General features: G+C 70.2%; 14 protein-coding genes and 1 pseudogene. 7 read left to right on the top strand and 8 right to left on the bottom strand.

The window, feature by feature from the left end:
- The first annotated feature begins 10 nt into the window (after window positions 1–10).
- Complete coding sequence (locus OG844_RS38055; RefSeq protein WP_406389002.1) at window positions 11–931, top strand: GNAT family N-acetyltransferase; 921 nt, start codon at window positions 11–13, stop codon at window positions 929–931.
- Window positions 912–1,406, top strand: coding sequence for a DUF402 domain-containing protein (locus OG844_RS38050; RefSeq protein WP_406389004.1), 495 nt, complete (start codon window positions 912–914; stop codon window positions 1,404–1,406). Before OG844_RS38055 ends, OG844_RS38050 begins: the two co-directional genes overlap by 20 nt.
- A 21-nt stretch (window positions 1,407–1,427) precedes the next feature.
- Here the strand turns inward: OG844_RS38050 and OG844_RS38045 are convergent, their stop codons facing one another.
- Both OG844_RS38045 and OG844_RS38040 read right to left on the bottom strand, forming a co-directional pair.
- A complete protein-coding gene (locus OG844_RS38045) occupies window positions 1,428–2,906 on the bottom strand; it encodes a trifunctional class I SAM-dependent methyltransferase/NUDIX hydrolase/VOC family protein (protein ID WP_406389006.1) in 1,479 nt (492 codons plus the stop codon).
- Window positions 2,907–2,919: 13 nt separating this feature from the next.
- A pseudogene (locus OG844_RS38040) lies at window positions 2,920–3,183 on the bottom strand (tripartite tricarboxylate transporter permease); the annotation flags it as partial.
- A gap of 261 nt (window positions 3,184–3,444) precedes the next feature.
- Between OG844_RS38040 and OG844_RS38035 the strand changes: the two are divergent.
- Complete coding sequence (locus OG844_RS38035; protein WP_406389008.1) at window positions 3,445–5,019, top strand: alkaline phosphatase D family protein; 1,575 nt, start codon at window positions 3,445–3,447, stop codon at window positions 5,017–5,019.
- Between the two features lie 96 nt (window positions 5,020–5,115).
- Here the strand turns inward: OG844_RS38035 and OG844_RS38030 are convergent, their stop codons facing one another.
- Window positions 5,116–6,285: a right-handed parallel beta-helix repeat-containing protein gene (locus tag OG844_RS38030; protein ID WP_406389010.1), complete on the bottom strand. Its 1,170-nt coding sequence runs from the start codon at window positions 6,283–6,285 to the stop codon at window positions 5,116–5,118.
- A gap of 422 nt (window positions 6,286–6,707) precedes the next feature.
- On the opposite strand from OG844_RS38030, the gene OG844_RS38025 reads away from it, so the two are divergent.
- Entirely contained in the window at window positions 6,708–7,742 is a 1,035-nt protein-coding gene (locus OG844_RS38025; RefSeq protein WP_406389012.1) for a lytic polysaccharide monooxygenase, read from the top strand.
- A 53-nt stretch (window positions 7,743–7,795) separates the two neighbouring features.
- Here the strand turns inward: OG844_RS38025 and OG844_RS38020 are convergent, their stop codons facing one another.
- The 3 genes from OG844_RS38020 to OG844_RS38010 form a co-directional block, all read right to left on the bottom strand.
- On the bottom strand, window positions 7,796–8,701 hold the full coding sequence (locus tag OG844_RS38020; RefSeq protein WP_406389014.1) for an esterase/lipase family protein: 906 nt from the start codon (window positions 8,699–8,701) through the stop codon (window positions 7,796–7,798).
- Between the two features lie 166 nt (window positions 8,702–8,867).
- Window positions 8,868–9,848, bottom strand: coding sequence for a DNA polymerase thumb domain-containing protein (locus OG844_RS38015; RefSeq protein ID WP_406389016.1), 981 nt, complete (start codon window positions 9,846–9,848; stop codon window positions 8,868–8,870).
- Window positions 9,845–13,300: a DNA polymerase III subunit alpha gene (locus OG844_RS38010; RefSeq protein ID WP_406389018.1), complete on the bottom strand. Its 3,456-nt coding sequence runs from the start codon at window positions 13,298–13,300 to the stop codon at window positions 9,845–9,847. Before OG844_RS38010 ends, OG844_RS38015 begins: the two co-directional genes overlap by 4 nt.
- Window positions 13,301–13,636: 336 nt before the next feature.
- On the opposite strand from OG844_RS38010, the gene OG844_RS38005 reads away from it, so the two are divergent.
- The 3 genes from OG844_RS38005 to OG844_RS37995 all read left to right on the top strand — a co-directional run bounded on the left by OG844_RS38005 (window position 13,637) and on the right by OG844_RS37995 (window position 15,758).
- A complete protein-coding gene (locus OG844_RS38005; protein WP_406389020.1) occupies window positions 13,637–14,677 on the top strand; it encodes a DUF3533 domain-containing protein in 1,041 nt (346 codons plus the stop codon).
- A 227-nt stretch (window positions 14,678–14,904) separates the two neighbouring features.
- Window positions 14,905–15,402: a phospholipase gene (locus OG844_RS38000; protein WP_406389022.1), complete on the top strand. Its 498-nt coding sequence runs from the start codon at window positions 14,905–14,907 to the stop codon at window positions 15,400–15,402.
- A 173-nt stretch (window positions 15,403–15,575) separates the two neighbouring features.
- Window positions 15,576–15,758 (top strand): hypothetical protein, encoded by a 183-nt coding sequence (locus OG844_RS37995; protein ID WP_406389024.1) that lies wholly within the window; start codon window positions 15,576–15,578, stop codon window positions 15,756–15,758.
- A gap of 504 nt (window positions 15,759–16,262) precedes the next feature.
- On the opposite strand, the gene OG844_RS37990 is transcribed toward OG844_RS37995, so the two are convergent.
- Both OG844_RS37990 and OG844_RS37985 read right to left on the bottom strand, forming a co-directional pair.
- Window positions 16,263–18,674: a hypothetical protein gene (locus tag OG844_RS37990; RefSeq protein ID WP_406389026.1), complete on the bottom strand. Its 2,412-nt coding sequence runs from the start codon at window positions 18,672–18,674 to the stop codon at window positions 16,263–16,265.
- A gap of 101 nt (window positions 18,675–18,775) precedes the next feature.
- A complete protein-coding gene (locus tag OG844_RS37985; RefSeq protein ID WP_406389028.1) occupies window positions 18,776–20,029 on the bottom strand; it encodes a hypothetical protein in 1,254 nt (417 codons plus the stop codon).
- Window positions 20,030–20,104 lie beyond the last annotated feature (75 nt).

The following is a 20,104-nucleotide window of genomic DNA, read 5'->3' as shown; positions in this document are numbered from 1 at the left end:
CGTCCGGCCCATGACGGTGATCGTTCGTGACTTCCGGCCGGCCGACGCGGGGACCTGGGTGCAGGTGCGGCGGGCGGCCCTGCCCTACATGGTGACGACTCCGGAGCAGGTCCTGCGTGACCTGGCCGACGCCCATCCCGACAAGCACTTCCGGCTGCTGGTCGCCGAGGAGGACGGCGAGCTGATCGGGACCGCGCAGGTCGGTATCGCCTACGAGACCCCGGAACCGGGCCAGGGGTTCTGCAATCCGTACACCCGTCCGGACAGGATGGGGCGCGGGGCGGGTTCGCTCCTGGTGCGGACCGCCGAGGAGTATCTGGCCGGCGTCGGTGCGGTCGCCGTCCACACGTGGGTGCTCGACGCACCGGCCAACCGGGCGTTCGCGGAGAAGCGCGGCTACGTGGCGGGCCGTCCGGCCCACTTCCTCCATCTCGATCTGGCGAACCGCACACTGCCTCCGCTCGGGAAGGCCTCGACAGGCGTGGAGTTGCTCACCGCCGCCGACTTCGAGGACGACCCGCGCCCGCTGTTCGAGGCGGACGCCGAGACGACCGCGGACGAGCCGAGCGACACCCCGTCCGAACTCACCGACTACGAGGACTGGCTGAGGACGACCTGGCACCGGCCCGGCTTCGACCACGACCTCACTTCGGTGGTGGTGGCGGACGGTGCGGTGGCGGCGTTCAGCGTGGCGGAGACCGACGGTCTGACCCGCTACTGGTCGGGCATGACCGGCACCCGGCGCGCCTTCCGCGGCCGGGGTCTGGCGAAGCTCGCGAAGAACGACTCGCTGCACCGGGCGCGGGCCGCCGGGTACACGGACGCCTACACCGGCAACGACGCCGGGAACGGCCCGATGCTGGCGATCAACACATGGTTCGGCTACGAGATCTGCGCCACGGAGGTACGGCATGTCCACCGTCTCACCTGAGAACGCCCTGTTCGTCACCTTGGTCAAGGCGGGCAGCACCAAGATCCGGTACCCGGCGGACCTCGTCCGGGACGACAGCACCCGCATCACGGTCCGGGCCCCCTGGGCGGCCCCGCACACCCGGGACTTCGGCTTCGTACGGTTCGAGCCGGGCGACGTCTTCACCGAGCACTACTGGCGCGACCGGTGGTTCGCGGTGAAGGAGGTCCGCACCGGCGGCGGGGAGCTCAAGGGCTGGTACTGCGACATCACCAGGCCTGCCGTACTGCGGGACGCCGAACTCCTGGTCGAGGACCTGGATCTCGACCTGTGGGTGTCGGCGGACGGCTCGTCCGTGCTGCGGCTGGACGAGGACGAGTTCGAGGAGAGCGGCCTGGCCGACCGGGACCCGGTGGCGGCCGAGGCCGCCGTGCGGGCGCTGGACGACTTGGAACAGCTGGCCCGCACCGGAGGCCTGGCGGAACTCCTGAGCTAGAACCCTTCGGATCGGGCCGGATCAGGGAGCGACCAGCTCGACCTCGTACCCCGCGGCGTTCTCCAGGTACGCCGCGTAGTGCCCGCTGCCGCCCGCGTACGGATGGCGGTCCGGGAAGAGCAGCCGCCAGCCGTGCCCGGGTGCGCGTGCCACCAGCGCGTCGAGCGTGGCACGGTCCCGGACGTGGAAGGCCAGGTGGTTCAGGCCGGGGCGCAGCCTGTCGTGCGTGTCGCCGGACAGGTCCGGTGACTGCGCGACCACCAGGTAGCTCCCGCCGCGCCGCCAGCTGAGGCCCTGCGCCCAGCGCTGGTACGGGACATGGCCCAGCTCGCCCAGCAGCCAGCCCCACTCCGCCTCGGCCGCCGCCAGGTCGGGCACCCACAGCTCGATGTGGTGGACACGGCCGGTGGGGGCCACGGAGACCGGCAGCGGTACGGCGCGCCGTTCCGCGTCCGGCGCGTACCCGATCGGGTCACCGTCCTCGTGCCAGTGGACCAGGAAGCGCTCCTCGGCCAGGTACCCGTCGAGGCCGGCACGGCAGTACGCCACCATGTCGTCCGGCAGCGAGTCCAGCGGGTACCAGCCGAGCTCGGAGCACTTCTCCGGTTCGGCGTTGCGGGGCGGCCTGGCCGGGTCGTACTCCGCCTCGAAGAACCAGCCCATCCTGGGACTGCCTCCGGGCCCCCGGTGCTGCATGACCAGGGCCACCCGCAGCTCGTCCGGATCCAGGACGACGCCGATCTCCTCGGCCGTCTCCCTGATCATCGCCTCCCGGACGTCCTCCCCGTCCTCCGCATGGCCGGAGGGGGCGTGGAGCAGCCCGTCCGCGTATCCCGTGCCCGCCCGCCGGGCGAGCAGTACATCGGGTCCGCGGCGCAGGATCAGATGGACGTCGACGACCTCCGTGTGCCGGTGTGCCGGCTCGGCGCGGGCCACCAGGGCGTACCTCTCGTCGTCGACCACCCTGCCCCAGAGCCGGGCGTCGCCGGAGAGCGGCTCGTGGTGGATGCGCTCCGTGTGCGGGGCGAGCAGTCCGGTGAGACGGGCCGCGGAGAGTCCCACGCCGCCCCACACGCCTTCGATCAGCACCAGCCGGCCGCCCGGCTTCAGCAGCGTGAACCAGTGCCGCAGTGCCGCTGCGGGGTCGGGCAGCAGCCACACCGTGTGCCGGGCCAGGATCACGTCGAACCGCTGCTTGCCGACGGGGGGTTGCCCCGCGTCGCCCACGAGCACCTCGGTGCCGGTACCGGCGAGCTTGGCCCGCGCCTGCTCGGCCATGCGCGGCGAGCGGTCGACGGCGGTGACCCGGTGCCCCTGCCCGGCGACGAGGAGCGCCAGGCTTCCCGTACCGCACCCGAGATCGAGCACCTCGGAGCGCGCCGTGGGCAGCCAGCTCTCCAGCCGCTGCGCCCAGGCGTGGCGTATCGCGGGATCGAGGAGCCCGTGGTCGGGCTCCTCGTCGAAGGAGTCGGCAGCGGCGTCCCAGTCGATCGTGGTCATACCCGCGATCCTCTCAGCCGCCGCCGACAGCACCCGCTACTTCTGCGCCTGCCCTGCGCCTCACCAGCAGCCTCGTCACCGGCTTCCTCACCAGCGGCCACACCAGGACGAGCAGGACAATCGCGTACACCGTCACGGCGAACGGGGTGTTGACCAGACCGGTGGCACTGCCGTCGCTGATCTGCAGTGCGCGGCGCACCTGCTGTTCGGCGGCCGGGCCGAGGATGACGGCGATGATCGCGGGGAGCACCGGCAGTCCGTACCTCCGCATTCCGAAGTACTTCGCGGAGACGGGGCGGGCCGAGGTGTCGTTGCGGTACGGGGGACGGGGCGGCCGGAGCGGCGCTACCGGGCGGTGTCCTGAGCCGCTCGACGTACAGGTGTCCTGAGCCGCTCGCCGTACAGGTGTCCTGAGTCGCTCGACGTATAGGTGTCCTGTTCACGCATCGCTCGGCCCCCGGCCATACGTTGCGCGTGAGCATGACATCAACTCCCGGCAGCGTGTCCGAGGTTGGCGCAGAGCAACCGAGGAGGACCCGTGGTCGCGATGTCCGTGTCCCGCAGGCAGATGTTCGGATTCGGCGGGGCCGCAGCCGCCGCGGTGATGCTCGGGACGGGGGCGTGGGACGCGCAGTCCGCGTTCGCCGCGCCCGCCCTGAAGGGTGACCCGTTCACCCTGGGTGTCGCGTCGGGCGAACCCACGTCGGACGGGGTCGTTCTCTGGACGCGTCTCGCTCCCGACCCGTTCGCCCAGGACGGCCTCGGCGGCATGCCTGCCACACCCGTCCGTGTTCAGTACGAGGTGGCGCTCGACGAGCGGTTCCGCCGGGTCGTACGGCGCGGCAGCGTGATCGCGACTCCTGAACTGGCGCACTCCGTCCACCCCGAGGTCGACGGCCTCGCCCCCGACCGCGTGTACTGGTTCCGCTTCCGGGCCGGCACCGCCGTCTCCCCCGTCGGACGTACGCGCACCGCTCCGGCGCCCTGGGACTCCCCCCGTCGGCTGAAGTTCGCCTTCGCGTCCTGCCAGGCGTGGCAGGACGGCTACTTCACCGCGTACCACCACATGGCGCAGGAGGACCTGGACCTGGTGGTGCACCTCGGTGACTACCTGTACGAGTCCGGCGTCAGGACGAACAGGCGCGGCGTTACCACCGACCCCAGGTTCCACACGGAGACCCTCGACCTGGCGCGCTACCGGCTGCAGTACGGCCTCTACAAGTCCGAGGCCCCGCTGCGCGAGGCGCACGCCAACTTCCCCTGGATCATGACCTTCGACGACCACGAGGTGGAGAACAACTGGGCCGACGAGGTCTCCGAGAACAACGAGAACCCCGAGACCTTCCTGAAGCGCCGGGCCGACGCGTTCCAGGCCCTGTACGAGCACGCGCCGCTGCGCCGCACCCAGCTGCCGAACGGCCCGGACGTACAGATGTACCGCAGGCTCTCCTACGGGCGGCTCGCCGACTTCACCATGCTCGACACCCGCCAGTACCGTGACGACCAGCCGTGCGGTGACGGTACGTCCGCGGACTGCGCCGAGCGCTTCGACCCGGCCCGGACCCTGCTCGGTGCCCGGCAGCGGGACTGGGTCCTCAAGGGCTTCAGCCGCTCGTCCGCCCGCTGGCAGATCCTCGGCAACCAGGCCCCGATGGGCCAGACCGACCAGGACCCGGGTCCCGGCACGACGGTCTGGATGGACCCGTGGGACGGCTATGTCACCGAGCGCAACCGGCTGCTGGCCGAGGCCGACACCCGCGGGGTGCGCAACCTGGTCGTCATCACGGGCGACCGGCACCAGAACTACGCGTGGGACCTGAAGCGCGACTACGCCGATCCGGCCTCGGCGACCGTCGGTTCGGAGTTCGTGGGCACTTCGGTCACCAGCGGCGGCGACGGCGCGGACATGACGCCGCAGGGCGAGACGTTCCTCGCGGCGAACCCGCACATGAAGTTCTTCAACAGCCAGCGCGGCTACGTGCGGGTCACGGTGGACCGTGAGCGGTGGACGAGCGACTTCCGCGTCCTGCCCTTCGTGACGAAGCCGGACGCGCCGATCAGTACGCGTGCGAGCGTGGTCGTGGAGGACAAGGTGCCCGGCGTGCAGATCTGACCGAAGGTCATCGGTACTGTCGCACACCCCCGTTACGGCACCGTTGAGGCCCGGCCGGTCCGTCCGACACCACAGGACGGACCGGTCGGGAGTCGGTTACGGCGTCACAGCATTTCCGCCGAAGGTCACGGCGAGGCTGCCGTCCGTGGCGAACGACCAGTCCAGGGCACCGGCGTAGTCGGAGCACCGGGACCCGTTGGTACCGGTCCAGAACTGGTTCGAACCGTCGACGTCACCGATGGTCCGGTCGTTCGTCCCGTCGCCGCTACGGCAGGACACGTTGTCCTGGAACACCGAAGTGCCGTCGTCGAACTGGAAGTTGCGCTCGGCGTTGTCGATGCTGACGTTGCCCGACACCGACATGTGCCCGGGGTTGCTGTTGTAGGTGAACCCGTGCTTGCCGTTGTCGTAGGCGATACTGCGCCGGACGACGTGGTCGACCTCGATGTCGTCGCCGCCGAGCTTGTAGCCGTTCCGGTCGCCGTTCGAGTCCTGACTGCCGTCACTCAGGGTGCCGTTGCCGTAGGCGAGGGAGTCCTCGATGGTCACCGCGCCGATCGGCCCCGTCTCCGACTTGGTGTAGAGGTCCCAGCCGTCGTCGATGTTGTTGTGGGACACGGCGTAGCGGAAGACGTTTCCGGGGCCGACGGTGAGCTTCGCGGCGAAGCCGTCGGCGTCCTCACCGTCGGAGTCCGCGTTGTCGTGCGACTCCGCGCTCAGGATGAGGTTGTTGGACGGCCACTCGTCGCTGGGGGTGGTGGAGAGGATCCGTGAGAGCTGCAGACCCGTGTCGCGGTTGAACCGCGTCACGGTGCGCTCGATGATGTTGTTGCTGCCACCGACGAAGATCCCGTTGTCACCGGCGTGCTCGACGACGATTCCGTTCACGTGCCAGAACGACCCGTTCACGGCGAGCCCGCGGTTCGTCGTCTCCTCGGCCATGGCCGAGAAGTTCAGGACCGGGGTCTCACCCGGGTAGGCGGACAGCTCCGTGCGGTCGCCCGAGGTGCCGTCGTTGCCCTGCGGGATGGTGACCGTCTGCGAGTACTCGTAGGTCCCACCGCGCAGGTAGACCGTCCCGCCGGGAGTGACGCGGCTGATGGCCGAGGTGAGCGTCGTGGGGTCCGACTCGGTTCCGGCGGCGCTGTCGGTGCCGTGGGGCGACACATACAGCTCGGTGCCCGCGGCGTGCACCGCGTTGCCGGACAGCGCGACAAGCATGCCGGCCAGCAGGCTGACGCATGCGATGACAGGTCTCAGATGCATCGTGTCTCCAGGTTGGTCGACTCGTCCGACCATGGGGGGAAGGAGGAGAGCGCGAGACGAAAGCGCTTTCTGCTGACGCTAGAGTGTTTGCCGTGGACGCGTCAACGGTCTCGTCCTTGTTTCTTGTTCACGAACATGAACGAAACTTCGGTCCGTACGGTGCGGCGCCCTCACCGCTCCCCCGCCCCCGAAGCACCTCGCCCGCCCGCTTCCTGAGGCCTCTCTTAGCGGTCCCTTAAGCCCGCCATAACGATGGCCACCTGCGGCTTTCCACGGCTGGATCCGCCCTGGACGGCGGCTAGTTTGCTGATCACCGGGACGGGGTCCGTTCCGTCGGTGCGGCATTCGTACGGGGGGCCGCACCGGCGTTCGGCCCTGTGCCGTCCCCTCACAGACGCGTCCGTCGAAGGAGAACCGCCACCATGGCCGCCATCAAGACCGCTCGCCGCAGGCTCGCCCCGATCGTCGCGCTCGGCATCGCTCCGCTCGCGCTGACCGGGCTGTCCGCCGCCCCGGCGGCCGCCCACGGTTCGCTGACCGACCCGGTGAGCCGGGTCTCGGCCTGTTTCGCGGAGGGGCCGGAGAGCCCGAAGTCCGCGGCGTGCCAGGCTGCGGTCGCGGCGGGCGGCACCCAGGCGCTGTACGACTGGAACGGTGTGAACATCGCCAACGCGGCGGGCAAGCACCGTGAGCTGATCCCGGACGGCAAGCTGTGCAGCGCGGGCAACGACAAGTTCAAGGGGCTCGACCTGCCGCGCGCGGACTGGCCGTCCACTCCGATGAAGGCGGGCAGCCACACCTTCCGGTTCCGGGCGACCGCGCCGCACAAGGGTTCCTTCGAGCTGTACCTCACCAAGGCCGGCTACGACCCCTCACAGCCGCTGAAGTGGTCGGACCTCCAGGAGAAGCCGTTCGCCGAGGCGACCGACCCGAAGCTGGAGAACGGTTCGTACGTCTTCGACGGCACCGTGCCGCAGGCCTCGGGGCGGCAGTTGGTCTACACCGTCTGGCAGCGTTCGGACTCCCCCGAGGCGTTCTACGCCTGCTCCGACGTGGTCTTCGGTGGCGAGGGGACCGGCAGCGGTTCCGTTGCCGCCGTCCCGGCCCCTGCCGCCTCCGCCCCGTCGGACCAGGACATCGACGAGGGCGCCGACAAGTCGTCCGTCGAGCACAACGGGCATGGTGACAGCGACGCCGCGACGGGCGCGAAGGTCACCGAGGCGGCCCCGGCCGACGGGGGCAGGAGCGAGGACGCGAACGAGGACGGGGCCAACGCTCCGGAGCCGAACAGCGCCGCCGCTCCGGCCGGCGCCGCGGACGAGACTCTCGCCGAGACCGGTGGCAGCGGCAGCACCACGTACCTGGCGATCGGCGGAGCCGCCGCGCTGGCGATCGGCGCGAGCGCCCTGTTCGCCTCGGTCCGCCGCCGGGCAGCCACCGGCTCGCACCGGGGCTGACCGCTCACGGCCGGGTCCCCGCGCGGCGCTGCCGCGCGGGGGACCCGGCAGGCTCAGCCGATCACCGACAGGCAGTCCGTCGGGGTGGCGTGCGCCGGGTCGAGCGCGTTCTCGACCTCGTGGAAGGCGATGCGGTCGATGGTCCCGATCGCGACGTGTTCGGACAGGTCGACGGCGCACAGGTTCTGGAGCAGGACGTTGCGTACGTTCGGGCCGCTCAGGTACTGCGTGCGGTACGGGGTCACCACCTCGTCGTACTGGGTCGCGATGACGGTGTAGCGGACACCGGGCACGGTGTCGCCGCCCGCGTTGAGCTTGGTGATGAAGGCGGATCCGGCGACCTGGTCGGCGAGGCCGGGGGTGTTCATGGTGAGCAGGTCCTCGATGCCGGGGAAGTACGGCAGGAGCTTGGTCAGGCCGAGGAGCGTGGTGCCGTGGTTGTCGGGGGCGATCCCGACCAGGGCGTTCACCTTGGCGGCGCCGCCGAGGAACTTCAGGTAGTAGTTGGGCATCATGCCGCCCTGGGAGTGGCCGACGATGTCGGCCTTGGGTGCGCCGGTGGCGCCGAGCACCTTGTCGACGAACACCTTGAGCTGCTCGGCCGACTTGTCGATGGGGCCGAGGCCGTTGAAGAACGGCACGCCCGGGAGTTGCCCGTAGTCGAGCGAGAAGACGCAGTAGCCCCGGTTGACGAGGTACGGCGCGAGGACGAGCCAGTTGTCGATCGAGTTCCCGAAGGTCCCGTGGACCAGGACGACGGGGCGGGGATGGGCGGCGGAGGGCTTGCAGGAGTAGTCGTTCCAGCCACGGGAGGACGCGGCGGACGTGGCGGCGGCTTCCGTGGGGGTGGCTGCGGTCGCGGTCGCCATGGGGGTGGCGAGTACGGCGACGGCGAGGAAGAGTGCGGTGAGGGGTCGGCGTGCGCGTGGGGTACGCAGGGCACGGGTCCAGGGCAGCATCGAGCGATCTCCTTGCGGCTCAAGGGAGTTGCGATGTCTGTGCGCCCTGTGGCCCGGACCACAAGCTGAATGTGCTGGCATTTCTATGTGCTCATGCCAAATTACGCGCGAGTAAGGTAGCGGGGGAAGTTACGCGTCGGTAAAGAAATGCCGGTAGCCCACACGGTCAGTCGGCGAGGGCCGCCGGCCGCACGGCCCCCGCCCCGAAGCGCCGGCGTGCCCGGTCCGCGGCGGCTTCGGCGGCGCGGGCCCTGGCGTCCCCGTGGTCCAGGGAGAGCTGGCGGTAGGCACCGTCGGCCGGCAGCAGGTCGTCGGCGCGGACGGCGAAGGCGCGGACTCGTGCGCGCTGCAGCCCGAGGGCGGTCAGCAGGCCCAGAGCTGCTGCGACGAGGGCGGGCGAGTGGTTGGTGGGTTCCGGCAGCTTGTGCATGCGGGTGGTGGAACTGCGGTCGGCGTACCGCACCGTGAGGGTGATTCGGGCGGCGACCTGACCTTCACCGCGCAGGCGCTGGCCGATCCGGTCGGCGAGTCCCAGGACGGATCGGTGGTGCCGTGCCGGATCGAGGCAGTCCCGGTCGAGCACGAGATCGTCGACCAGGTACGCCGCCGGCTCCATGGGGATGACCGGACGGGGGTCGTGACCGCGGGCACGTTCGGCCAGCAGCCGTGCCTGACCGGCGCCGAGAAGGCGCTGCAGAGTCGCCGGAGGTACGTCGGCGACCTGGCCGACGGTGTGCAAGCCGTATCTGCTGAGCGTCGACGCCGTGGCGCGGCCGATCCCCGGCAGTGCGGTGACCGGGCGGGGGTACAGCCATTCGGCGGCCCGCTCGGCAGGGACCCAGGTGGTGTGCCCGGGCGCGGACGCGTCGGCCGCCATGGCCGCCAGCATGCGGTTGCCCGCGAGGCCGGCGCTGCTGTCGATGCCGTACAGGGCCTTCATCCTGATCTTCGCCAACTGGACCACGTCGTAGGGAGACATGTCGAAGTACCGGAGCGCCGAGGCAAGGTCCAGTTGAACGGCGTCGGGCGGAACAGCCTGGACGTGAGGCGTGATACCGGACACCAGTTCGATTACGTCGGCGTACTGGGTCTCGGTGAGCGCGTCGTGCAGATGGAGGTGGGCGATGTGCCGCTGACGAGTGGTCATCCCGCGCTCCCCGGGCTCGTGTAGCCGAACTTCTTCAGGTCGGCCGTGCGACTGCCGGCGGGTTGCAGGTCGGCGTACGGGTGCAGCCGGGCGCCCGTGGTGCCGTTGACCAGGGCGCGCTGCGGCTGTGCGGGAGTCGGTTGCGGATGGTCGGCGCCGAGCAGGGCGAGCGCGGCCTCGGGGCCGTTGTCGCGGCGGGCCGCGGCGATCTCGTCCAGGTCCCAGGCCATGGTGCCGACGACGGTGCGGCGGGTGCCGCGCACCTGGACCGTGCCGCGGACCAGCAGCAGTCCGCTGTGGAAGACGGTGTGCGCGCAGGCCGGGTGGGAGTCCTCGAAGAACGCCAGGTCCACCAGTCCCGCACCGTCCTCCAGGGTGACGAAGATGATGCGCTTGCCGCTGGCGATGGGCGGGGTCTGGGTGGAGGCCCGTACACCGGCGACGAGGACCTGCTGACCGGCGCGCAGTCCGGCCAGGTGGGCCGCGTCGGTCGCGCCGATCTCGCGCAGCAGGCGGTGGTGGTGCTCCATCAGGTGCCTGGAGACATCGATGCCGAGTGTGCCCAGCTCCGCGCTCAGGGCCTCGCGCCCGGTCATCTCCGGAAGGCCGCTCGGCTCCGCTCCGCCGGCCACGTCAGCGTCGAAGGGCAGCTGGCCCTTGCCCGCGGACCGGGTGCGGGAGGCCCGGTGGAGTTCGGCGATCTGCAGCAGCAGGTCGCGCCGCGTGAGGCGGCCGTCGTGGAGGCAGGTCAGGGCACCGATCTCCGCGAGGCGTTCGGCGACCGGCCGGCCGGGGCGGGCCCGCTGCCAGAAGTCCGACAGTGATCCGTACGGCTGCCCTTCCTCGATCCGTACGCACTCCTCCTTGCTGATGCCGTGCACCGCGGACAGTGCGAGACGTACCCCCCACTGCTCCGTGTCGGTCCGCTCCACGATGTGCTCCACCTTGGAGTGGTTGATGTCGACGGACAGGACCGGCACTCCGCGGCGGCGGGCGTCGGCGACGAGGACGCGCTTGGGCCACATCCCGGGATCGTGTTCGAGGAGGCCCGCCAGCAGGAACGCCGGGTAGTGCGCCTTGAGCCAGGCGCTCTGCAGGGCCGGTACGGCGAAGGCGACCGCATGGGCCCGGCAGAAGCCGTAGGCGCCGAAGGCCTCGACGGTCCCCCACACCTCGTCGAGGACCTCCGCGCGGTAACCGCGAGCGCGTGCCTGGCGATGGAACCAGTCCTTGATCCCGGGCAGCCGGTTCTTGTCGCCGAGTGCCCGCCGGGCGATCTCGGCCAGTGCGCGGTCGCAGCCCGTCAGCACGGACAGCGTCTCGATGATCTGCTCGTGCCAGATGGTCACGCCGTAGGTGTCGGCGAGTACGGGTTCGAGGTCCGGGTGGGCGTAGTGCGGTGTACCGCCGTGACGTGCGGCGATGTACCGCTCGGGCATGCCGCCGGCGACCGGTCCGGGACGGAAGAGGCTGATGTCGGCGATGACGTCCTGCGGGTCGCGGGGCTGCAGCCTGGACAGCAGGTCCTGCTGGCCGGGTGACTCGAGCTGGAACAGGCCCAGGGTCTGGCTCTCCTGGATGAGCTTGAACGCGAAGACGTCGTCGAGCGGCACCTGCTGCGGGTCGTCCAGGTCGATGTGGTTGCCGGTCGCTCCTTCGATCTGGGTGACGGCGTGGGCCATCGCGGACTGCATCCGCACGCCCAGGACGTCGAGCTTGATGTTGCCCAGCGCCTCGATCTCCTCCTTCGCCGCCATCGCCATCGGGTAGTCGCCCTGCGGGGTCGGCTGCACCGGCAGCCGGTCCAGGAGTGTCGCGTTGCTGATGACCACACCGCAGGGGTGCATGGCCATGCCGTGGACCAGGGAGTCGAGGCCCTCGGCGAGCTCCCACAGCGGTCCGTACCGGTTCGCCTCGGCCGCCAGTTGCCGCAGTTCGGGCAGCTCGGCAAGCGCACCGGTGATGTCACAGGCCCGCAGGTGCGGAAAGCTCTTGGCGATCCGGTCGACTTCTGCGGGCGCGATCCCCAGGGCCAGGCCGGTGTCGCGCAGGGCGCGGCGGGCCCGGTAGGTCTCGGGCATCGCGGTGACCGCCACCCGTTCCCTGCCGAACCGGTCGAAGATCGCGTCGTAGCACTCCAGCCTCCTGGCGGACTCCACGTCGATGTCGATGTCCGGCAGGGACGCCCGTCGCACGCTGAGGAAGCGTTCGAACAGCAGGTGGTGGTCGAGCGGGTTGGCGGTGGCGATGCCGAGCGCGTGGCAGACCATCGACCCGGCGCCCGAGCCGCGGGCGGCGACTCGGATGCCCTTGGCCCGGATGTCGGTGACGACCTGGCCGACGGCGAGGAAGTACGAGTCGTACGTCAGCTCCGCGATCACGCCGAGTTCTTCGTCCAGCCGGTCGAGCGCCGCCCGGTCCCGGTCCAGGCCGCGTCGGGCCATACCCGTCTCGCACTGCCTGCGCAGCAACTGCGACGCTCCGCCCGTCCGGTTCCCGGCGCCGAGCACCTCCGGTTCCGGGAAGTGCGGCGTTCCCAGCCCGAGGTCCGCCACGGGGTCGACGGCGCAGGAGGCGGCGGTGGCGGCGGTGTCCGCTAGCAGGCGGGCGGCCCGCCGGGGGTCGGCTCCGGCGCACTCGGCGATCATCCGTGCGATGCCCGCCATCGCGCCCTCGTCCTTGAGCCAGCGCTGCCCGCTGTCCAGGCGGCGCCGGTCGATCGGCCGCAGCAGCCGCGCGGCGTCCAGGACGTCGGCGAGCCGGTGCTGGTCCGGGTCGGCGTAGCGGACGGCGTTCGACAGCACGGCGGTGGTGCGGGTGCGGTCGGCCAGCGCCAGGGTGCGGGCGGCCAGGCGGAGCGATCCGGGGCCGAGGCCGGAACGCTTCTGCGCGACGGCCTCCAGCCGGACGCCGTCCCCGAAGATCTCCTGCCACGGCGCCAGCAGTTTCACGGCGACGTCCTCCCGGCCTGCCGCCAGTGCCCGTACCGGCTCCGAGAGCGGCCCGAGCAGCACGATCAGACCGGGGCCGCCGTGCTCGCGCAGCGCCTCCCACGGCACCGTCACCGGTGCCGCGCCGGACGCGGTACCTGCGTGCGCGGCCGACGTGATGCGGCACAGCCGCGCCCATCCGGCCCGGTTCTGCGCGAGCAGCACGAACCGCAGCGGCGGCTCGACGACGTGCGCGCCGCCGCGTGCCGGGGTGCGACGCCGCTGTGCCGGGGGCGGTGGTGCGATGGCCTCGACCGCCAGATCGACGCCGAAGACCGGCCGGACGCCGGATTTCGCGCAGGCCCGCGCGAACCGTACGGCCCCGGTGACCGTGTCCCGGTCGGTGAGCGCGACCGCCGCCATACCGCGCTCGGCGGTCCGCCGGACGAGGTGCTCGGGATGGGCTGCGCCGTAGCGGACGGAGTAACCGGACGCGACGTGCAGATGGGCGAAGCCCGCCATGTCGCACCTCCATCACTTCACCCCACTTAACCCATTCACCCGATACGTCTATCGTACGCTCGTTCGATTACCTTAGCTCCATCACCGCAGGTCGGCGACATGATTCGAACGCGTGAACGGATTACGGAATGTCGTTGGCATGGCCGGAACAGCTGTCTCACCGTCACCTCCTTTGCTCGGCAGGAGGGTTGGTCCAGATCGGCCTCCGAACCGCACACATCCCTTCGCGGCGAGAGCTTCGTCACCTCCGGCGCCCGTGTCGGCCCCTCTGTCCCCCCTGGGCCATTCGGCCCCGCCCCGCCTGCGTGAACGGCGGACCGCCCGGACCGTGGGGGCATGACTTTCGCCGGTGAAGTGAAGAACGCCGTCACCACCCGGGCCGCACTGCTCGTCATCGGCGTGCTCGGGCTGCAGCTGCTGTTCATCGCGTCGTACGTCGGGGCGCTGCACAAGCCCGACCCGACGGACGTCCCCTTCGGTGTCGTAGCCCCGCAGCAGATGTCCGGGCAGCTCGTCACCCAGCTGGACGACCTCCCGGGCGGCCCGCTGGACCCGCGCGCCGTCAGTGACGCGGCCGAGGCCCGCAGGCAGATCATGAACCGCGACATCGACGGTGCCCTGGTCGTCAGCCCCACCGGGAGGACGGACACCGTCCTCGTCGCCTCCGGCGGCGGCACCGTACTGGCGGACAGCCTGGTCAGGATCATCGCCAGGGCGGAGGAGCCCCGGCAGCGCACGGTGCGAGCCGTGGACGTGGCCCCGGCCTCCCCGGAGGACTTCGACGGCCTGTCGTCCTTCTACCTGGTCGTGGGCTGGTGTGTCGGCGGCTACCTCTGCGCCTCGATCCTGGCGATCAGCGCGGGCACCAGGCCCGCCAACCGGCAGCGCGCGCTCATCCGCACCGGAGTCATGGCGCTGTACTCGATCGCGGGCGGGATCGGCGGCGCGGTCATCGTCGGACCGGTGCTCGGCGCACTCCCGGGCAGCGTGTGGGCCCTGTCCGGGCTCGGCGCCCTGGTCGTCTTCTCGGTCGGCATGATCACACTCGCCCTGGAGGCGCTCACCGGCATCGTCGGCATCGGCCTGGCCGTGCTGATCATCGTGATCGCGGGCAACCCGAGCGCCGGCGGCGCCTTCCCGCTGCCGATGCTGCCGGACTTCTGGCGCGCGATCGGCCCCGCCCTGCCGCCGGGCGCGGGAACCTGGGTGGCCCGCTCGATCGCGTACTTCAAGGGCAACGCGGTCACCGGACCCCTGCTGGTGCTCTCGGCCTGGGCGGTCGCCGGCACGGTCGTCACCCTGCTGACCGCGATGCGGCGCAAGCCGGACGAGGCGACGAGAGCGGCGACGGGCCACGGCGGCTCGAACGGCGCCTGAGGCTGTGAGCGATCACGTCCGGAGCGGCCGGAGCACTCCTCTGCGCCGGGCTCCCGCACGCGCCCGGTAGTCCCCGTGACTGCTGCCCGACCAGTGCGCCAACTCTTGGCGTCCGGTCGGCCAAACAGCTAGGCATGGCAGGTACATGGCGGCATTCTGGAGCGGCCTCGTGCGACCCGCGAGGAGCACGGCCACCACAGCTCTCTTTCATCCCACGGAGGTTGCTCATGCGTCGCCGCTTCGCCACCCTGATCGCCGCAGTCGCCCTGTCGCTCCCGCTCGCCCTGATACCCGCCGCATCCGCCTCGGCCGCACCCGCGGACAAGCCCCAGGTCCTCAGCTCCTGGACCCAGACGAGCGTCTCCAGCTACAACGCCTGGAACTCCGCCCGCAACAACCAGGGCGCATGGGCCGCGTACGGCTTCGACTGGGGGACGGACTACTGCAGCACCTCCCCCGACAACCCGTTCGGCTTCCCCTTCCGAACGGCGTGCGCCCGCCACGACTTCGGCTACCGGAACTACAAGGCAGCCGGCACCTTCTCCGCCAACAAAGCACGCATCGACTCCGCGTTCTATTCGGACCTCAAGCGCGTATGCGCCGCCTACTCCGGCGCAACACTGACGTCGTGCAACGCCACGGCCTGGACGTACTACCACGCCGTGGACATCCTCGGCGTCGCACCGGCCGAGGCGGGCTCCGACAGATCGCTTCAAACCGCCTGACCGTCGCCGATCCGGACCGGGCGCGCGCATTGCGGCCCGGCCCGGATCGGGTCGGCGCTCGAAGCGGTCACCGGACGCAGCGGATCAACTCCTTTGCATATAGGGCACGTCCGTGCGACGGCAGAACACGCCCTCCCCTATCCTGCGACCGTGATCCAATCGGGGGACGGAACATGACAGGTCACAGCGACGGTTACGCGGTCAGCGGCGCTTCCATCAATGGCAACTCCAACCTGCCGGTAGAGCTTGCCGGACTGCTCTACCAAGGTCGTCCCGACGGGGAGCTGACCGTGACGGCCCGGGTACCACGCACCCACCACGAAGTGTCCGAGGCACTCGGCTCATGTGCACGGTGATCGGCCGGCTCTGATGCGACAGGCGGATCGAAGGGGTAAGCGGGCACGCTGTCGCGAGCGCTGTTGGTGCGGTCCGGATCCAGTCGGACCCACCCGCGCGGGTCACGGACCGAGCGGTGCGGTACCGCCGGCACGTCGTGCGCCCAGCACTCGTGCGAGCGAGGCCCTGTGGCCACGAAGACGTACGGGTCGCCGAGCAGCCGGACGGCCGCCACGTTCCAAGGGCACAGCCGCGTGCGGAACTCCTCCGCCGACTTCCTGCGTGAAGACGTCCCCGGGCTGCCGCGAAAAGCCCTTGAGCCGGTCGAGAGCCCGGTGAACGGGGTCGCCCGCCTCATCGACGGCGTGACCGTCGAGTCCATCCGGCAGCAGCGGAAGATCCGCTCCGTCCCGGAGGTCTTCCAGATGGGCGTCGAGGAGGTCGAGGGCAGTCCTGCCGGAAAACGGCGTCATCTTGTCACCCTGCGTTCCGGATCGTCGGGACGAGAATCGCCCTGCTGCGCATCATTGGACTCCCGCTCCCTCCCAGGAGCTCGCTTCGGGGGTAAGGCGGGGCGGCAGCTCTCTAGGCGGGTTCCCGTAGGCGGCGTGGGCCCGTTCCTGCTCGCGACGCCATACTCTGCGCAACGCCTCATCGGTCGAGGGAACCGCAAGACCCGCAGCACCGAGTACGTCGCGGAAGAAGGGGACGGGCCCGCCGTCCGCTCCCAGCACGAGCGCCGAGAGCACCGGCACGTCGTGCGGAAGCTGACTGTCCAGCGATTCCATCCGCTGCCGCAGATCGGGTCGGCGCACGCCCCCGTCCAGGTGCAGGGCCGGAATGGTCTGCCCCAGGGCCGCCACACCGATAAGTTGTCTGGTCAGCCACTCCACCGGGTCTCCCGCAGCCGCCTTCGCCTGCTCGGCAGACCGGTGCGGAGCTGCGGGAGCTGTCGCACGCCGCTGTCCCTGCACCCCTGCGGACTCGCGCCCCCGCTCGGCTTCCCGAAGCGTGTACTCCAGCAGACTGACGACGAACTCCGGGGTCTCACACGCCACCTTTTTCTGCTGCTGCCCCTGGGGCCGCCTCTCACCTTCCCGGTAGGCGAGCCAGGCTTCCGCACGACCGAGAGCCCTGATCGCCGGTCTGCGGGCGTCCTTACCCAGCCCGGGTATCAACGCGTCGAGTCGCGTGACGAGCGCCCGTACGCGCCGTGTGTCATCTGGGTTCTGGACCTTCGGCTCCGCCCTGGGCTCTTTCACGGCCGGGGCGGTCCGGGTCTTGGTGGGTTGCTGCGGTGCGGTCTCCTGCTCCCGCTGCTGCGGCACGCGCCGCTCGGGCCTGAGCGACAGCCGAGGCCTCATCAGGCGTGCGGGCTTCGCGTAGGCGGCGAAGGCCCGGTCGGCCTCCACATCGGCCCAACGTGTGATCTGCGACGAGCGCTCGGAGTCAGCAACGCCCAGCCGGGAAAGAAGCCGCGGCAGATACGACGGGGGCGCCCCGTTCTCCCTGACGAGCGCGGATAGCACCGGCACGTTCTCCCACAGCGGCTGATCCACGTCCAGGAGCAGGGAGATCCGGTCCTCGGTCGTGCAGGTGTCGAGTGCGCGACCGACGGTCCGGGCGAGCTCTTCCCACGTTGTGGTACGGCCCCGGCGGGCGCTCTGCCTGAGAGCCTCGCGCAGGGCGTTCACCTGCTTGGGCCGGGTGCTGGGGCCGCGAGGGGCCTGCGCCTTCTCCGAGACCTTCTCCGAGAGCTTCTTCGCTGCCCTCTTCAATGCCTTCTTCGAGGGCTGAGCCACCGTGGGCGCTCCTGCGGAATTCCTGCCCGCCGGCTGCTCGCGGCGAGGTGCCGTCGCGGCCACCGGCTCGGTGCTGCCCCCGGGAGGCGGGGTCCACAGTCCCGTGCGCTGGGCTTCGTGTGCGTTGAGCCTTTGGTAACGGTCCGCCTTGACGGCCCAGCCGCCGCCGTCCTCGGCCATCAGGACGCGAGCACCTTCGGAGACGCGGTAGACGTGTTCGGCGGGTGGGCTGTCGGTGTCGCCCGGCAGGGAGACAACGGTCCGGACGATGGGGCCGTCCACCGGCTTCACGTCCGCGAGGAGGAGTCGTCTGCCGTTCTCCTCGAAGGGCGAACGCTCGGGCGTCATGGCTCCCGGAACGGGTGCGAACACCACCGAACCCTGGACGGGGAAAGCGATCGGCCTGGGCAGCGGCCGGGACAGGCGGATCTCCTCGACATGAGGCGTGACGATGCCGGAGGGCGTCAGGGTGCAGTCCTCGAGCGGGGTCCAGGCGACCGTACGGTCCCGGGCCTCGGCGCCGATGTCCACGCGCCGCTCCCCTCCGACCGTTTCGCAGCGCACGCGGAGGCAGTAGCCCTGCCGGCCGAGGAACTGCTGGGTGACAGGCCCTTCGGTGCCGAAGATCCAATCGATGTCACCGCCCTGCGCGCCGAGGTCCTCGGCGCTGCTGCGCCAGGTCCGGTAGTCCACGGCGCTGAGCTGGAAGCGCAGTCGACGGCGGCTGTCGGCGAGATACACATCGACGGCGTCTCCGGGGCCGGTCCCGAGATCATATGTCTGCACCTTGCCCTTGAGCTTCCGCACCTCCATCAGGCGCCGGACGCCCTGCTTGATGAAGAGATGGTCCGCACTGGATTCGCCGGTGGCCTTGCGACGGCAGACGGGGGCGTCCGGTTGGTGGGCGAAGTGGCACACCTTGTTGGTGTACCGGCGGTCGCTCAGCTCACCGCCGCAGCCACCGAGTTGCAGTCCGCACCAGTACGTGTAGTCCGGGTGCCTCTTGCGCCAGATGTCCAGCTCGAATGCGTCCATGGGCAGGATGATCGGGAGGTCGGAGTTCTTCTGACCGATCACGGCAGTCTGGACCAGGCGGTGGTCGTGCAAGGCGGGCACCCTCCCCGTGAGAAGCATCCCGGTAAGCATGGCAATCATTGACTCAGTTCACAAGTATCTACGCCTCCTACGCTTGGCGGCGCAGCCGGCTGCACACGTACCTGATGGCCGGTGCCCGCTCAGCCTTTCCCGTCGGGCTCTTCATCGCGTCCGCGCCGACGGCGTACTCGCTCGGCGATCCCACTGGAGAGCTTCTCCGTCACCGAACCGGCCCGGTCGAGGGTGTCGCTGCCGAGGCTTCTGGCGGTATCGACACCCTTGACTCCTGCCTCAAGCGCCTTGTCCCTCACCTCCGCAGCCGCATGCGCCCATCGCCTCTCCTCCGACGACTGCCCACCGGCCTCGATCCCGAGCAGCGCGTGGAAGTCGGAAACGCAGGTCGCGACATGGTTGCTCGACTGCACCACGGCCGGGGACTTGGCCGGGTGCAGCAGCACCTTCGCGTTGGCCGTATCGGCAGCCGCGTTCATCCTGGCCAGCAGACGCTCGGTGGTCCGCAGGATGAGTTCCAGGCGGTCCTGACGGGCGGCCTTCAACCCGAGGCGATGCTCGTTCAGCTCCTCCGGTGACACGTCCAGCACTCGGTCGAGTTCGAGCACAGCCATCGCGTCCTGCAGCTGGAAGCAGCGAGCCAGAACAGCGAGCCACTCGCGGACGGCGGACTCGGCTTCCTTGGCCGTCGTGGCGAGACCACCGATCTTGTCCTTGCGCTCCATCTTCTCGGCGACTGCGTCGAGCTGACGCAACGCGTACACCTGGGTCTCCGCGATCGCCGTCGGCGCGGCCTGGACTTTCGACCAGGTGATCTCGTCGACTCCCCGCCTCTTCTCGCGGATGGTCATGACCTCCTCGACGACGAAGCCCACTCCGATCATGCGGGCCAACACAGCGTCCTTCTGGGCACGCAGCACGTCGTCGACCTTCGCGTCGATCGTCGCGAGATAGTCGGTGATCTCGTCCATGGTCTGCTGCATCGCGACCTGCGACATGAGCTTCGCGGCATTGGCGAGAACCGCCGGGTTACTCAGCAGCGAGCGGGGGCCCTTCACGAACTCGACGAATCCCCTGATCTGCCCCTTCTGCCCCTTCACCACACCTGTACCGAGACCCGTCTTCGAACTCTCCCTCAGCCCGTACTTCTTGACGAGCCGTGCCGACTTCGGGGTCAGCTTCACCCAGCGACCGGAGTTGGCGGCAATGTCCGAACCCACCTGTGCGGCTACAGCGCCGATGCCGACGGCGGACTTGAGCCGCTGCACTCCGAGGTCCTTCGACGACAGCCCTTCCGAGACGAGGAAGCGTTCGACGTCGGCCTCGTTCCCGAGGACCGCCAGTCCGTCACCGTCACTGATCAGCTGGATCTCGTTGTCCATCGTGGGCTCCTGAAGTGGCTTCTCACAGTTGAGGGTGCGCGCGGTGATCGCCGGTCGAAGCCGTCTTGTCCCGTC

Source organism: Streptomyces sp. NBC_00887, from assembly GCF_045207585.1.
Note: the sequence above shows the minus strand (reverse complement) of the source record. Positions and strands in the feature narration are given on the sequence as shown.

What these genes read in the sequence shown, in the direction of transcription:
- OG844_RS38055 (WP_406389002.1), top strand. Translation starts at nt 11, where the DNA reads ATGACGGTGATCGTTCGTGACTTCCGGCCGGCCGACGCGGGGACCTGG.
- OG844_RS38050 (WP_406389004.1), top strand. Translation starts at nt 912, where the DNA reads ATGTCCACCGTCTCACCTGAGAACGCCCTGTTCGTCACCTTGGTCAAG.
- OG844_RS38045 (WP_406389006.1), bottom strand. Translation starts at nt 2,906, where the DNA reads ATGACCACGATCGACTGGGACGCCGCTGCCGACTCCTTCGACGAGGAG.
- OG844_RS38030 (WP_406389010.1), bottom strand. Translation starts at nt 6,285, where the DNA reads ATGCATCTGAGACCTGTCATCGCATGCGTCAGCCTGCTGGCCGGCATG.
- OG844_RS38025 (WP_406389012.1), top strand. Translation starts at nt 6,708, where the DNA reads ATGGCCGCCATCAAGACCGCTCGCCGCAGGCTCGCCCCGATCGTCGCG.
- OG844_RS38020 (WP_406389014.1), bottom strand. Translation starts at nt 8,701, where the DNA reads ATGCTGCCCTGGACCCGTGCCCTGCGTACCCCACGCGCACGCCGACCC.
- OG844_RS38015 (WP_406389016.1), bottom strand. Translation starts at nt 9,848, where the DNA reads ATGACCACTCGTCAGCGGCACATCGCCCACCTCCATCTGCACGACGCG.
- OG844_RS38010 (WP_406389018.1), bottom strand. Translation starts at nt 13,300, where the DNA reads ATGGCGGGCTTCGCCCATCTGCACGTCGCGTCCGGTTACTCCGTCCGC.
- OG844_RS38005 (WP_406389020.1), top strand. Translation starts at nt 13,637, where the DNA reads ATGACTTTCGCCGGTGAAGTGAAGAACGCCGTCACCACCCGGGCCGCA.
- OG844_RS38000 (WP_406389022.1), top strand. Translation starts at nt 14,905, where the DNA reads ATGCGTCGCCGCTTCGCCACCCTGATCGCCGCAGTCGCCCTGTCGCTC.
- OG844_RS37995 (WP_406389024.1), top strand. Translation starts at nt 15,576, where the DNA reads ATGACAGGTCACAGCGACGGTTACGCGGTCAGCGGCGCTTCCATCAAT.
- OG844_RS37990 (WP_406389026.1), bottom strand. Translation starts at nt 18,674, where the DNA reads ATGCTTCTCACGGGGAGGGTGCCCGCCTTGCACGACCACCGCCTGGTC.
- OG844_RS37985 (WP_406389028.1), bottom strand. Translation starts at nt 20,029, where the DNA reads ATGGACAACGAGATCCAGCTGATCAGTGACGGTGACGGACTGGCGGTC.